Consider the following 14,108-nt stretch of genomic DNA (forward strand, 5'->3'; position numbering starts at 1 on the left):
TCTCAGCTGCCGGCGGCGGCGAGGCGGGCGGCCTCGTCTGCCTCGATGGCCGAGCGGACCACGGGCTCGAGGTCGCCGTCGAGCACCTGGTCGAGGTTGTAGGACTTGTACCCCGTGCGGTGGTCCGCGATCCGGTTCTCCGGGTAGTTGTACGTGCGGATGCGCTCGGAGCGGTCGACGGTGCGCACCTGGGAACGACGGATGTCGTTGGCCGCGGCGGCCTCTTCTTCCTGGCGCGCAGCCAGGAGCCTGGCGCGGAGCACGCGCATGGCCTGCTCGCGGTTCTGCAGCTGAGACTTCTCGTTCTGCATCGACACGACGATCCCCGTCGGGATGTGGGTGATGCGGACTGCGGAGTCCGTCGTGTTGACCGACTGGCCACCGGGGCCCGACGACCTGTAGACGTCGATGCGCAGGTCGTTCTGGTCGATCTCGAGCTCTCCGGCGTCTTCGACCTCGGGGAACACCAGGACCCCTGCTGCGGAGGTGTGGATGCGGCCCTGCGACTCCGTCACGGGGACCCGCTGCACGCGGTGGACACCGCCCTCGTACTTGAGGTTGGCCCAGGCGCCGTCTTCGGGTGCCACGGTGCCCTTCGCCTTCACGGCGACCTGGACGTCCTTGTAGCCGCCGAGGTCGGACTCCGTGGCCTCGATGATCTCGGTCTTCCAGCCGCGCCGCTCGGCGTAGCGCAGGTACATGCGGAGCAGGTCGCCGGCGAACAGCGCAGACTCTTCGCCGCCCTCCCCTGCCTTGATCTCGAGGATCACGTCGCGTCCGTCGTCGGGGTCACGCGGGATGAGCACGCGGCGCAGCTTCTCCGCGGCGTCGGTCGCGGCGGCTGTCAGCGCGGGGAGCTCTTCGGCGAAGGCGGGCTCCTCGGCGGCGAGCTCGGCCGCTGCTTCGGCGTCGTCGACGGCGGAACGCCAGCCGCGGTACGCGGCGACCACCTGGTTGAGCTCGGCGTAGCGACGCCCGAGCGTCCGGGCGCGGGCCGCGTCGGCGTGCACCGCAGGGTCCGCGAGCTGCTGCTCGATCTCTGCGTGCTCGGCCATCAGCGGCTCGGCTGCCACGAAGGTCTCACTCATCTGGGGTTCCTGCCTGCGTGCGTGCGTGTGGGGTGCGCTGGACGGGTCGCGCTGGACGGCGCCTGGAGGCCGCCCGCCCGGGAATAGCAACAGCGCCGGTGAGACACCGTCCGACTGCCCCTGGAGAGGTTGTCGGCGGATCGTCTCACCGGCGCTGGAGAGGTGCTAGGACTTCTTGCCGTAGCGAGCCTCGAAGCGGGCGACGCGGCCACCGGTGTCGAGGATCTTCTGCTTGCCCGTGTAGAACGGGTGGCAGGCGGAGCAGACGTCGGACGAGATCTGTCCGGAGGTCTGGGTGCTACGGGTCGTGAACGTGTTGCCACAGGTGCAGGTGACCGTGGTGTCGACGTACTCGGGGTGGATTCCAGCCTTCATGGGGTGCATCTCCTTGGTTCGTGCGTCTGGGTCGAGGACAGGACCGTCCCCGTGAACCAGAAGCCAACGGGACATCATGCCACAACCACCGGGGGGACCGGAATAGTCCCGACGGTCGTCCTGGCGTCGTACCGCACCGCCGCACCGGCTCTGTGACGAGCAGGTGCGGCAGTACGACAGGTGGTTCTGCGGCCGGAGCCAGCAGGTGCTGCAGGGTTCAGACGGTGCGCCCGGCGTTCTCGTCGTCGACGAGCCCGCTCGGTGTCGTCTTCTGCACCTGCATGAGGAACTCGACGTTGGACTTGGTGTCCTTGAGCTTGCCGAGCAGCAGCTCGATCGCCTGGGTGTGGTCGAGCGCACCCATGACGCGACGCAGCTTGTAGATGACCCTGAGCTCGTCCTGGGCCATGAGGATCTCCTCGCGGCGGGTCCCCGACGCGTTGACGTCGACCGCCGGGAAGATCCGCTTGTCGGCGAGGGACCGCGCGAGGCGCAGCTCCATGTTGCCTGTGCCCTTGAACTCCTCGAAGATCACCTCGTCCATCTTCGAGCCGGTCTCGACGAGCGCCGAGGCGAGGATGGTGAGCGAGCCACCGTTCTCGATGTTGCGCGCCGCACCGAAGAACCGCTTGGGCGGGTACAGCGCCGAGGCGTCGACACCACCCGAGAGGATGCGGCCCGAGGCCGGGGCCGCGAGGTTGTACGCGCGGGACAGACGGGTGAGCGAGTCGAGCAGCACGACGACGTCCTGGCCGAGCTCGACGAGACGCTTGGCGCGCTCGATCGCGAGCTCGGCGACGATCGTGTGGTCCGACGCGGGGCGGTCGAAGGTCGAGGCGATGACCTCGCCCTTGACCGTGCGCTCCATGTCGGTGACCTCTTCAGGCCGCTCGTCGACGAGCACGACCATGAGGTGGACCTCAGGGTTGTTCGTCGTGATCGCGTTGGCGATCTGCTGCATGATGATCGTCTTGCCGGCCTTCGGCGGCGCGACGATGAGGCCGCGCTGGCCCTTGCCGATCGGGGCGACGATGTCGATCACGCGCGGGGTCAGACGTGTCGGGTCCGGCATCTCCAGGCGCAGGCGCTCCTGCGGGTAGAGCGGCGTCAGCTTGGAGAAGTCCGGGCGGGTGCGCGCCTCCTCGGGAGACATGCCGTTGACGCTGTCGAGGCGGACGAGCGCGTTGTACTTCTGGCGCCCGGCCGTGGCCTGGCCGCTCGTGTCGCCCTCGTGAGGCTGGCGGACGGCACCGGTGATGGCGTCACCGCGGCGCAGACCTGACTTCTTGACCTGGTTGAGGGAGACGTAGACGTCGTTCTGACCGGGCAGGTAGCCGCTGGTCCGGACGAAGGCGTAGCTCTCGAGGATGTCGAGGATGCCGGCGACGGGGAGCAGGACGTCGTCGTCGTTGACCTCGATGTCGTCGAAGCTCAGGTCGGGTCCGCCGTTGCGGCTTCGGCTGCGCTTCCCACGGTCGCGGTCGCGGTCACGGTCCCGGAACCTGTCGCGTCCGCGACGACGACGGCCGCCGCGCTCGTCGTCCTCGTCAGAGGGACGGTCGGTCGCGCCGGTGCCGCGGTCGGTGGTGCGCTGGGCGTCGCGGGCCTGCTGGTCGCGGGTCTGCTGGGCGTCGCGCGTCTGCTGGTCACGAGACTGGCTGTCCCGCGTCGGCTGGCCGTCGCGGTTCTGGCGGCTCGCACGGGTCTGCTGTCCGTCGCCGGACTGCTTGTCGGCCCCGGTCTGCTTGTCGGCGCCACGCTGCTGGTCGCCGCCACGCTGCTCGGTGCGCTGGGCGTCCTCGCCCTGGGGCGCGTCGCCGGCGGCACCGGCCGAGCGGCCGGCGCGGCGCGAGCCACGGTCCCGACGGGGAGGCAGGGTGACGTCGACGACGGCGTCCTTCGCGCGGGCTGCGCGCTCGTCGGCGGTCTCGCCTGCGGCGAGGCGCACCTCGGCGCGCTCAGAACGGACGCGGGAGAGCTCAGGGCCGTCGAGAGAGATCTCGGCGGGCGAAGAGACAGGGGACGAGGACACCGCGGGCGCCTCGGACCGGCCGGAGCGGCGTGACCCACGCTGGGCGCTGCGGCCGGACGTCTCGTCACGGGTGGTGGAGTCGGCGCTGCTGGCGCTCTCGTCGCGGCTCGTGGAGCCGTCGCGGCTGGCGCTCTCGTCGCGGCGCGTCGAGCTCTCGCGGCTGGCGCTCTCGTCGCGGCTGGTGGTGGTGGACGCGGGAGCGTCTGCGGGAGCCTCGGTCCGAGACCTCGCCGGACGGTCGTCCTCGCGGGCCGGCGCTGCAGAGGCCGCCGGGGCCTTCGACGCTGCGGCGGAACGGCCGGAGCCACCACCCTGCGTCGACTTGATGGCGTCGACAAGATCGCTCTTGCGCATCTTGGACGTGCCCTTGACCCCGAGCTGGGAGGCGAGCGCCTGGAGCTCTGGGAGCCTCAGCGCGGAGATCGCGCCGGTGCGGGCTGTGCCACCAGCAGCGTTGCTGCGTTCGGTGGCGTCGATGGTGTCAGTCACGAAGGACCCTTCCCCTCGTACACAGCCACGACGGGAGGCGAGGAGGCTGCGGGCGGTCGACGTCCGGCACCGATGCGGCCGGGACGTAGTAGGAACGCGTCACGCGACGACAGACGTCGAGAGGTGACACGGTTCGGAGTGCTTCCCGCGTGTGTGCCGTGGCGACCATCGATGCTGTCCGCAGAGAGCAGGAGCACTCGCCGATGATGCGCTGTGGGTGGCTTCCGCGATGTCGACTGCACACCCGCGGCACGCTGCATCCCGGCTCAGAAGCCGGGCATAGCAGGAAACTGCACCCACTATAACACCGGACGACCCGCGTGATTCCCGGGCTCCGGGTGCCCACCGGGTGATCTCAGGCGGCACCCCCACCGGACGTCGCACGCCCTCCCCCACCGAGGTCGCACCCACTCCCCACCGAGGTCGCACCCACTCTCACGAGGTCGTACAGACACGCCAGAATGTGGGGCCGGCGCCCCCGAGACGGCGTGTCCGTGCGACCTCGGGGGCAGACGTGCGACCTCGCGGGCGGACGTGCGACCTCGCCAGCAGGCGTCCGACCTCACCGACGGACGTCCGACCTCGCGGGCGGACGTGCGACCTCGCCGTCCAGGTCGTTCAGAGACGGTCGACCGTGGCGCCGCTGCGGTCGATCTCCGGGTGCAAGACTGCCCAGCCGGAGGACCCGGCGAGGATCTCGTCGAGCACGGCGTCCAGACGGGCACGGTCCTGGCGACGTCCCATCACGAGGACCGTCGGCCCAGCGCCGGAGACCGTGGCCGCCTCACCCCGCTCACGCAGGCGCTCGACGAGCTCCCACGTGCTGGTCATGACCGAGGAGCGGTAGCCCTGGTGGAGCCTGTCCTCGGTCGCGTCGAGCAGCAACGAGGGGTCGGAGGCCAGCGCGTGCACGAGCAGAGCGGCGCGTCCGGCCGTGAAGGCGGCGTCGACGTGCGGGACCACCGAGGGCAGCACACCGCGGGCTGTCGACGTCGCGAGCCGCACGACCGGGACGACGACTGTCGTCTCGACGTCAGGGTGCACCTCGAGGCGGGCGGCGCGAGCCGCACCCCCGGATGTCCAGGCGACCGTCGCACCGCCGTAGATCGCCGGGGCCGCGTTGTCGGGGTGACCCTCGAGCTCTGTCGCGAGGGCCAGGACCGTCGCGTCGTCGAGGCTCGCGGGGTCCTCGAGCAACCCGCGGGCAGCCAGCAGACCCGAGACCACGGCGGCAGCCGACGACCCCATGCCCCGGCCGTGCGGGATCCGGTTGGTGCAGCTCAGGTGCAGCCCGGTCCGGGGCGCCCCGACGTGGTCGAGGCCGCGGCGCAGCGACCTGACGACGAGGTGCCGCTCGTCAGAGGGCACCTCGCCCGCACCCTCGCCGACGACGTCGACCCGCACCTCGTCAGAATCGATGGTGCGGACCTCGAGGTGGTCGTGGTGGCCGAGCGCCAGACCGAGGCTGTCGAAGCCCGGGCCGAGGTTCGCGCTCGTCGCCGGGACCTGGACACGGACGTGGTCGGCTCCGAGCCTCATCGCGGGCTCAGAGACCGAGGGCGTCGGCGATCGAGACCACGTCGGCGGTGACCCGCTGCGGGACGATCTCCGAGCCGTCTGCGGTCCGCAGCGCCCACTGCGGGTCCTTGAGACCGTGCCCCGTGACGGTCACGACGATCCGCGCCCCGGCGGGCACCAGACCACGCTCGGCGCGGGAGATGATCCCGGCGACGCCCGCAGCCGAGGCGGGCTCGACGAAGACGCCGACCTCGGCCGACAGGATGCGGTGCGCGAGCAGGATCTGCTCGTCGGTGACGGACTCGATGACACCCTTCGACGTGTCGCGGGCCTCGACGGCCTGCTCCCACGAGGCGGGGTTGCCGATGCGGATCGCCGTCGCGATGGTCTCGGGGTCGGTGATCGGGTGGCCGGCCACGATGGGCGCGGCGCCCGCAGCCTGGAAGCCCCACATCTGCGGGAGGTGCGTGGAGACCCCGGCCTCGAGGTACTCGACGTAGCCCTTCCAGTAGGCGGTGATGTTGCCGGCGTTGCCGACAGGGAGCGCGTGGATGGTCGGCGCGTCGCCGAGCACGTCGACGACCTCGAAGGAGCCGGTCTTCTGGCCCTGGATGCGGTCGGGGTTGACCGAGTTGACGAGCTCGACAGGGTACGCCTCGGCCAGCTTGCGCGCCGCGACGAGGCAGTCGTCGAAGTTCCCGTCGACCTGGAGCAGCTTGGCGCCGTGCGCGATCGCCTGGCTGAGCTTGCCCATCGCGATCTTGCCGTCCGGCACGAGCACGGCACAGGTCATCCCTGCGGCGGTCGCGTAGGCAGCAGCCGAGGCCGAGGTGTTGCCCGTCGAGGCGCAGACGACAGCCTTGGCACCCTTGTGCGCGGCAGCCGAGATCGCGGTCGTCATGCCGCGGTCCTTGAAGGAGCCTGTCGGGTTCATGCCCTCGACCTTGAGGAAGACCTCAGCACCCGTGAGCGCGGAGAGCGCCGGGGCGGGGACGAGCGGCGTACCACCCTCGCCGAGGGTGACGACGTGCGTGGTGAGGTGCTCGGGCAGCAGGTCGGCGTACTCGCGGATGATGCCTTGCCACACGTGGGCCATCAGGAACCTTCAACTCTCAGGACGGACAGGATGCCCTGGACGGCGTCCAGGTCGGCGATCGCGGCCACGGTGCCGGCGAGGGCCGACTCCGGTGCGTGGTGCGTGGTGATGACGAGGTGGGCGGCGGTCACGCCGTCGAGGGCACTCTCGATCGGTGCCTGGCGGACCGCCTCGATCGAGACCGAGTGCTCGGCCACGACCTGGGCGACCTGGGCGAGCACACCCGGTCGGTCGGAGACGGCGATCCGCACCTGGTAGCGCGTCACGGCTGACGACGCCGGTGCGATCGGCAGCTGCGCGTAGTGCGACTCGGCCGGGCCCTTGCCCCCGAGGACGCGGTGCCGGGCGACCGAGACGACGTCACCGAGGACTGCCGAGGCTGTCGGCGCGCCGCCTGCTCCGCGTCCGTAGAACATGAGCTCACCGGCGGCCTCGGCCTCGACGAACACGGCGTTGAACGCGCCGCGGACGCCTGCGAGCGGGTGCTGCTCAGGGACGAGCGCGGGGTGCACGCGGGCGGACACCCCGGCCTCGCTCGCCTCGCAGATGGCGAGCAGCTTGATGACGTGACCGGTCTGGCGTGCCCAGGCGACGTCCTCGGCGGTGACGGAGGTGATGCCCTCACGGCTCACGTCGTCGATGGTCACGCGGGTGTGGAAGGCGAGGGACGCGAGGATCGCAGCCTTGGCGGCGGCGTCGTAGCCCTCGACGTCGGCGGTCGGGTCGGACTCGGCGAAGCCGAGCTCCTGGGCCTGCCGGACCGCGTCGTCGAGGGCGAGGCCGTGGGTGGCCATCTGGTCGAGGACGTAGTTGGTGGTGCCGTTGACGATGCCCAGCACCCGCTGGATCGTGTCTCCGGCGAGCGACTCGCGCACGGGTCGGACGATCGGGATCGCCCCCGCGACCGCAGCCTCGTAGTACACGTCGACCCCGGCCTCGTCGGCCGCGCGGTAGAGCGTGGGGCCGTCTTCGGCGAGCAGGGCCTTGTTGGCCGTGACGACCGACGCCCCACCGGCGATCGCGCGCAGCAGCAGGGTGCGCGCAGGCTCGATGCCGCCCATGACCTCGATGACGATGTCCGCTCCGTCGACGAGCGTCTCGGCGTCCTCGGTGAGGAGCGCACGGTCGATCGACGGGTCACGGGGCGCGGCGGCGTCCCGGACGGCGATGCCGACCAGCTCGAGCCTGGCGCCGACGCGCGCAGCGAGGTCGTCGGACTGGTCGGACAGCAGGCGCGCGACCTGGGTCCCGACCACCCCGCAGCCGAGGAGTGCGACGCGGAGCGCCGATGGAGCGGGCACTGTGGCCACCCTTCAGGTCGTCGGTCGGTGCGGCTGGGCACCTTGGGTTGCAGCCGCGCCGGTCGGTCATGGTCGAGCTGGTGGGACGAGGTCGAGCTGGTGGTGCTGGGGCGAGAGGGGCGCACGACGGACGGCCGCAGAGGCTGCTCGTCGGGCGGACGCCCACAGGATACGCGCTCCGTCGAGGCGGGCGAGCCGCCCGTCCGGCGCCGTGCGGGCAGAGCCTCGCGAGGTCGTGCTGTGGACGACCACGGGTCTGCAGCGCAGGCCCGAAGGGTCCGAAGGTCGATCAGCGACCGGTGCCTGGACCCTCGTCGCTGGAGGTGTCGTCGTCTGGCACCTCGCCGGTCTGCGGGGCTGCGGGGGCACCGGTCGTGGACCCCTGCGCCTCGCGGGCACGGATCTTGCGGATGCCGAGCACGACCAGGACCGTGAGGGCAGCGACCCCACCCGCGATCGAGAGCGCGAGGCGCAGACCCGGCGACAGCAGCGCGTCGTCGTCGGTCCCGGGCGTGGGCGAGTCCGTGGGGGCGTCGGTAGCCTCGGTGCCGGCCTCAGAAGGGTCGGTCGCCTCGGTCGACGCGTCCTCGGTCGTGACCTCGTCCGAGGGGGCAGCCTGCTCGGCTGCCGCAGCCTCTTCAGCCGCTGCTGCCTCGGCAGCGGCGGCCTCCGCAGCCGCAGCGTCTGCCGCAGGGTCGCCGAAGGTGACGGGGGTGAAGGTCTCGTTGGTCGCGTTCTTGATGCCGTGCGCACCGAAGGTGATGATCCCGCACTGCACCTGCGTGCAGTCGACGGGCACCGCAGCACCCGCACGGTCCACGGCCTCGAACTGGGCCGACGGCACGGTCAGGGGTGTGGTCCAGGTGCCGTCGGCGGCGATCTCACCACCGTTGGCCGCGACGGCCGTGCCAGCCCCGGGGAAGGCGACGAAGCGCTGGAAGCCCGCGTTCTGCGCGTCCTCGGTGTCCGGGGCGTAGAGGTAGTCGGCACCCGTCGCGCCACCCTCGCTCGGTCGCCACGACCCGCCCTCGGGGTCGTCGACCCACCCGAACACGACGTAGATGCCGCCGGCACCGCCCTGGACGGACTGGAAACCTGTCCCCGAGACCGTCACGACGCCGCCGGCGGCGACGGTGCTGACCGCCGCGCCGGACTCGTCGGCCACGGTGACCTGCGCCTCGGCCGAGGCCGTCGTCGAGAGCCCGACGAGCCCGACGCTCGCGAGCAGCAGCGCCACCCCGGTGCGGGTGAGGCCATGACGGGTGGCAGACGGTCGTCGGGTGACGGTTCGCAGCACAGGGTCCTCCTGGGAGAGCGGGGTGAGAGCGGGACGAGAGATCAGGGCAGGGTCGGGCTGTCGGGCGGGAGGTCGCGCGGGTCGTCCGGTGGGAGGTCGCACGGCCCCTTCGAGAGGATCGACGACTGGCGCTCCGTCTCTCCCGGCGTCGGTCGCACAGCGTGCTCGCGCACGGGCAGCACCACGAGCTCTCCGCGGTCGGGGTGCTCGAAGACGTCGATCGGGTACCTGTAGACCTCGGTGAGCAGGTCGGAGGTCATGACGTCGCGCGGGACCCCGTATCCGCTCAGGCGACCACCGTCGAGCACGGCGACGACGTCGGCGTAGGCGGCGGCCAGGGTCAGGTCGTGGAGCACCACGACCACGGCGTCCCCCGCGGCGGCCTGCTCGCGCGCCTGGACCAGGACAGCCTCCTGGTGGCGGATGTCGAGGGCGGCCGTCGGTTCGTCGAGCATGAGGACGCGCGTGCCCTGGGCGAGGATCCGTGCGAAGGACGCGCGCCCCTTCTCCCCGCCGGAGAGGGTCGGGAAGAGCCGCGGCGCGAGGTGCGTGACCTCGGAGATCTCCATCGACCGGGCGACCACGGTGTCGTCGTCGTCCTCCTCGGGGAGCCCGCGCCACGGCGCACGGCCCATCCGGACCACGTCCTCGACGTGGAAGGGAAAAGACAGCCGCTGCTCCTGCAGCAGCACGGCGCGTCGGCGCGCGAGGTCCGACAGCCGGAGCCCGTGGAGGTCCTCACCGTGCAGCCGTACGGTCCCGGAGCTCGGTGCGAGGTCTCCGGCGAGCACGGAGAGCAACGTCGACTTGCCGGCACCGTTGGGCCCGACCAGGGCGAGGACCTCGCCTGCCCGGAGCTCGAGGTCGACGCCGCTGACGATCGGCACACCGTCGAAGGCGACGTGCACGTCGTGCGCGCTGAGCACGACGGTGCCCGGGGTCGGTGCGTGGTCCTGCGGGCCCGGGGTCCGGCGACGGTGCGTCATGCCCAGCCTCCGGCGGTGCGTCGTGTCCGGCGGATGAGCCAGAAGAAAAACGGCCCACCGACGAGCGCCGTGAGCATGCCGATCGGCAGGTCTGCGTAGGCGACTGCCGTCCGGGCGACGAGGTCGGCGGCGAGCAGCAGCACCGCCCCGCCGAGCGCGGAGGCGGGGAGCAGGACGCGGTGCCCGGGCCCGACGATCATCCGGACCAGGTGCGGGACCACGAGGCCGACGAAGGCGATGATGCCGCAGAAGGCGACTGCCGCAGCGGTGAGCAGCGCGACGAGGACGACCGACACGATCCTCAGCCGCTCGACGTCCACGCCGAGGTGACGGGCCGACCGCTCCCCGAGGGACAGCAGGTCCAGGCGCCGTGCGAGCATCATGACGCCGACGAGCCCCACGACCACGAGCGGCAGGACGACGGTCACGTACTGCCAGCGCGTCCCGTTGAGGCTGCCGAGCTGCCAGAAGACGATCTGCTCGCGGGCCTGCTGGTCGCCGAGGAAGGTGAGGAAGGCGATGCCCGCCCCGCACATGGCGTTGACCGCGACACCTGTGAGCACGAGGGTCACGACCTCGGTGCGTCCCCCCGACCTCGACACGAGATAGACGAGCAGCGTGGTGACGAGCCCACCGACGAAGGCGAAGACGGCGACGGTCCAGGTCCCGAAGAAGGTCCAGCCGAAGACGATGACCGTGCAGGCGGCGAGGGCTGCGCCGGACGACACGCCGACGACACCGGGATCGGCGAGCGGGTTGCCGAACACACCCTGCATGAGCGCACCGGCCGAGGCCAGGGCAGCTCCGACGAGCACGGCCATCACGACCCGCGGGAAGCGGATGGACCAGAGCGCGGCCTCGCCGTTCGGGTGGGTGACGCCGTCGGTCGCGATGCCGAGCCGGCCGAGGACCGACCCGAAGACCTCACCGGGCGGGATGGCCAGCTGGCCGCTGCCCGCAGAGATCACGGCGAAGGCGAGCAGCGCGACTGCGAGCCCGACGAAGAGCAGGGTCACCTTGGCGGAGCGGGTGGTCACGAGGCAGGCGCCGCGGGTGCGTAGAGGGCGACGGCGAGGGCGTCGAGGACGTCGGCAGTCCCGGGTCCATAGCTGAGGATCTCGTTGTCGCTCATGTCGACGATCCGGCGGTTCTCCCCCGCGGGTGTGCTCTGGAGCGCGGGGATCGCCTCGAGCAACCCGTCGACTCCGCCCGCGGACTCGAGCCCCTTGGTCATGACGAGCACGACGTCGGGCGCGGCCGAGACGAGACCCTCGTCGTTGAGCGGGCGCATGCCCTCCCAGCCGATCTCGGTCGCGACGTCTGTCGCCCCGAGCGCGGTGATGAGGGTGTCCGCCCCGGAGTCGGTGCCGAACATGTAGTAGACCCCGGCCTGGCCGCGGACGTAGAGGAAGGCGATCCGGAGCCTCTCGGCAGGGTCCTGGGGTGCGACGGCCGCGATCTCGGCGATCTTGGCGTCGATCTGCGCGGCGGAGCGCTCGGCCAGCGCGGCGCCCTCGTCCGGGAGCCCGACAGCTGCCGCGACCTGGTCGATGATCGTCCCGACGTTCTCGAGCGAGCGCTCGGAGTCGACGACCACCACCGGGATCCCGGCGTCGCGCATCTGCAGGACGACGTCCCACGGGCCGAGGCTCGTGTCCGTGATGATGAGGGTCGGCGAGAGCGCGAGGATCGCCTCGGCGTTGAGGTCGTGCCCGGACTGCGTGACGAGCGGGAGGTCGGCGGCCTCGGGGAAGGACGACGAGGCGTCGCGCCCTACGAGGTTGTCACCGAGACCGAGCTCGTAGACGATCCGGGACGTGGTCCCGTAGACGTCGAGCGCGAGGATGCGGCTCGTGTCCGTGACGGTCACCTCGGTCCCCTGCATGTCGGTGACCGTGGCGGGGAGCGCGGGGGTGGGCGCGGACTCGGGGACCGGGATCGCCGCCTCGGCGAGCAGCGCCGTCGAGGGACCGACGTAGCCCTTGGGGTCGTCCACGAGCGTCGCGTCGGCGAGCGTCGTGCCACCGTCGATCACCGCGGGTGCTGCGGCCTGCGGCGACGCGACCTGGCACCCGGCGAGACCGACGGCGACGACGACCGCCGCCACAGTGCTGACGAGAGCCCGCACGTCGCGTCGGGCGGTGCGGGGGTGGCCGGTCATGTCAGTCCGTTCGCGGTCGCGCGGGAGCGCCGGGCGGCGCCGAGGGAGGACCCCCGAGAGGAGGTATGGCTATCCTAACCCAGAGCCGTCGTGGGCCAGGTCGACCTCCAGGGCCCGAGGCCCGGCGTGACGCCGACCCTCACGACCAGCATGTCAGTCCCGCGTCGCGACTCCGAGGTCCCGAAGGTCCCGGATGTACCGCAGGTCGTCGTCGGCGTGCGCGCCGTGCGGGTCTGCCACCAGGATCACGTCCTCCCAGCCGGAACGGACGAGCTCGTGGAGCGCGACGCGGAGCGCCGAGCGCCCCGGGTCGACCGATCGCCAGGCGCCGTCCGCGACCGCCTCAGCCGTGACCACGGCCTGGAGCTCCGGGTTGCGACGGACGAATCTCGCCGGGTAGCCCCGGATCGTGAGGTCTCCGGTGGCCTCCGTCAGGTCGAGCATCCACTCGGGGTCGGCGAGGCGCTCCTGGTGGCACCGGGCGTACAGGGCCTCCGTCGCGGGGTCGGGGTCGTCGAGCCCGGTGGCGAGGACGAGGCCTCGGACCCTCCCCCGGAGCGTCACGCGGCGGAGCTCGCACCCGAAGAGGAAGCCCGAGCCGTGCACGGCCCGCAGACCGTCGATCGTGACGTCCTCGAAGACCGCCCCGCTGAGCGTGCTCGCCTGCAGCTCGAGGTCGGTCACGTGGACACGGGAGATCGTGGGACGAGAGTCAGCCTCCGCCGCACGGGCCACCGAGCAGCCGTCGAGGGTGACCCGCTCCACGCGGAGGTCGTGGAGGTGGGCACCCGGCTCGAGCCTGTGGTCGCGGTGCACCGTGCGGACAGGCTTCCGGCGTGACGCCCGGGTCAGGAGGGACTCGGCGGACGCGGTCGCGGCGACCACCAGGTCGTCGAGAGCACCCGGGACGGTGCCCGGCGGTGGTGGGCCGAAGACACCGAGCACAGCGGTGAGGCTGCGAGACCGCCCGAGGTCCGGGGCTGCCGCGACGATCCCGTCGTGCACCACGTGCACGCTGCTCAGACCCGTCGGCTGCTCGACCGACGCGATCTCGGTGCCGTCCTCGATCGACACCACGAGCAGCCGCTGCGGCGCAGCCTCTCTGGTAGCGGTGCCACCCGCCAGCACACCTGAGCCCTCGTGGAGCACACGGACGATCCCGGCCCGACGCGCGGCCGCGGTCGGCAGGGTGACCCTGAGCGGAGCCCGGCGCCTGCGCCGGACCACGGTCAGGGTCGAGCGGTCGACGACGCTCTCCATCGTCGACGCCGACCCCGCGACGACGACTGTGCCGTCGCTCTCAGCTCGCAGCTCGTCGTTGCCCTTGCCGATCTTCGTCCGCAGGCTCCGGGTGACGCTCAGGGCGACGAGATCGATCTCCCACAGACCTTGGTCCGTGAGCACGAGGGCGTGCCCGTCGATCCCGGGCTGGGCAGCCCGGAGCATCCCACGCACCCCGGTCACCACGCTCCATCCGCCGGTGCGCAGGTCGAGGATGCCGAGGCGGGTCGCGGCCCGTCCTTCGACCCACGAGGTCAGGAGGACCGAGCGGTCCAGCAGGACCGTGCTCGTGGGGATGTGGTGCGGTGCGTCCTCAGGGACCGGGGCACGCAGGGCGCGCTCCACCGTCGTCGGCAGCTCTGGTCGTCGATCCACAGGGTGAGGGTAGCGCGAGGTCGTGGCGGCCTGAGAGCTCAGGCCAGCACCCGGCCGTGTGCCAACCGAGCCGTGGTCCAGCCAGGACGACGACCGGGGACGTCGCTGT

General features: G+C 71.8%; 11 protein-coding genes. All 11 read right to left on the minus strand.

Features of this window, described 5'->3' with window-relative positions:
* Positions 1 to 2 precede the first annotated feature (2 nt).
* The 11 genes from prfA to HZZ10_RS10125 all read right to left on the minus strand — a co-directional run bounded on the left by prfA (position 3) and on the right by HZZ10_RS10125 (position 13,999).
* Positions 3 to 1,088 carry a peptide chain release factor 1 gene (gene prfA, locus HZZ10_RS10075; RefSeq protein WP_056136946.1) on the minus strand — a complete coding sequence of 362 codons (1,086 nt, stop codon included), beginning with the start codon at positions 1,086 to 1,088 and terminating at the stop codon, positions 3 to 5.
* A gap of 165 nt (positions 1,089 to 1,253) precedes the next feature.
* A complete protein-coding gene (rpmE, locus tag HZZ10_RS10080) occupies positions 1,254 to 1,463 on the minus strand; it encodes a 50S ribosomal protein L31 (RefSeq protein WP_056136944.1) in 210 nt (69 codons plus the stop codon).
* Positions 1,464 to 1,680: 217 nt separating this feature from the next.
* A complete protein-coding gene (gene rho / locus HZZ10_RS10085; protein WP_179913404.1) occupies positions 1,681 to 3,984 on the minus strand; it encodes a transcription termination factor Rho in 2,304 nt (767 codons plus the stop codon).
* 618 nt (positions 3,985 to 4,602) lie between these two features.
* A complete protein-coding gene (gene thrB / locus HZZ10_RS10090) occupies positions 4,603 to 5,523 on the minus strand; it encodes a homoserine kinase (RefSeq protein WP_179913405.1) in 921 nt (306 codons plus the stop codon).
* A gap of 7 nt (positions 5,524 to 5,530) precedes the next feature.
* On the minus strand, positions 5,531 to 6,598 hold the full coding sequence (thrC, locus tag HZZ10_RS10095; RefSeq protein ID WP_179913406.1) for a threonine synthase: 1,068 nt from the start codon (positions 6,596 to 6,598) through the stop codon (positions 5,531 to 5,533).
* Entirely contained in the window at positions 6,598 to 7,908 is a 1,311-nt protein-coding gene (locus HZZ10_RS10100; protein ID WP_179913407.1) for a homoserine dehydrogenase, read from the minus strand. Before HZZ10_RS10100 ends, thrC begins: the two co-directional genes overlap by 1 nt.
* Positions 7,909 to 8,188: 280 nt before the next feature.
* A complete protein-coding gene (locus HZZ10_RS10105) occupies positions 8,189 to 9,196 on the minus strand; it encodes a hypothetical protein (protein WP_179913408.1) in 1,008 nt (335 codons plus the stop codon).
* A gap of 41 nt (positions 9,197 to 9,237) precedes the next feature.
* Complete coding sequence (locus HZZ10_RS10110; RefSeq protein WP_228087371.1) at positions 9,238 to 10,182, minus strand: heme ABC transporter ATP-binding protein; 945 nt, start codon at positions 10,180 to 10,182, stop codon at positions 9,238 to 9,240.
* Positions 10,179 to 11,219, minus strand: a complete 1,041-nt coding sequence (locus HZZ10_RS10115) for a FecCD family ABC transporter permease (RefSeq protein WP_056136932.1) — start codon at positions 11,217 to 11,219, stop codon at positions 10,179 to 10,181. The genes HZZ10_RS10110 and HZZ10_RS10115 overlap by 4 nt, the downstream gene beginning before the upstream one ends.
* Positions 11,216 to 12,343 (minus strand): heme/hemin ABC transporter substrate-binding protein, encoded by a 1,128-nt coding sequence (locus HZZ10_RS10120; protein ID WP_179913409.1) that lies wholly within the window; start codon positions 12,341 to 12,343, stop codon positions 11,216 to 11,218. Before HZZ10_RS10120 ends, HZZ10_RS10115 begins: the two co-directional genes overlap by 4 nt.
* Positions 12,344 to 12,496: 153 nt before the next feature.
* The gene (locus tag HZZ10_RS10125; RefSeq protein WP_179913410.1) at positions 12,497 to 13,999 is read right to left on the minus strand and encodes a hypothetical protein; all 1,503 of its coding nucleotides are present in this window, start codon (positions 13,997 to 13,999) and stop codon (positions 12,497 to 12,499) included.
* Between the last annotated feature and the right edge of the window lie 109 nt (positions 14,000 to 14,108).

The sequence above is a fragment of the Sanguibacter inulinus genome, assembly GCF_013415325.1.
GTDB lineage: Bacteria > Actinomycetota > Actinomycetes > Actinomycetales > Cellulomonadaceae > Sanguibacter > Sanguibacter inulinus.

Coding starts and splice junctions, on each gene's coding strand:
- HZZ10_RS10120 (WP_179913409.1), bottom strand. CDS start 12,343: ATGACCGGCCACCCCCGCACCGCCCGACGCGACGTGCGGGCTCTCGTC.
- thrC (WP_179913406.1), bottom strand. CDS start 6,598: ATGGCCCACGTGTGGCAAGGCATCATCCGCGAGTACGCCGACCTGCTG.
- rpmE (WP_056136944.1), bottom strand. CDS start 1,463: ATGAAGGCTGGAATCCACCCCGAGTACGTCGACACCACGGTCACCTGC.
- prfA (WP_056136946.1), bottom strand. CDS start 1,088: ATGAGTGAGACCTTCGTGGCAGCCGAGCCGCTGATGGCCGAGCACGCA.
- thrB (WP_179913405.1), bottom strand. CDS start 5,523: ATGAGGCTCGGAGCCGACCACGTCCGTGTCCAGGTCCCGGCGACGAGC.
- HZZ10_RS10110 (WP_228087371.1), bottom strand. CDS start 10,182: ATGACGCACCGTCGCCGGACCCCGGGCCCGCAGGACCACGCACCGACC.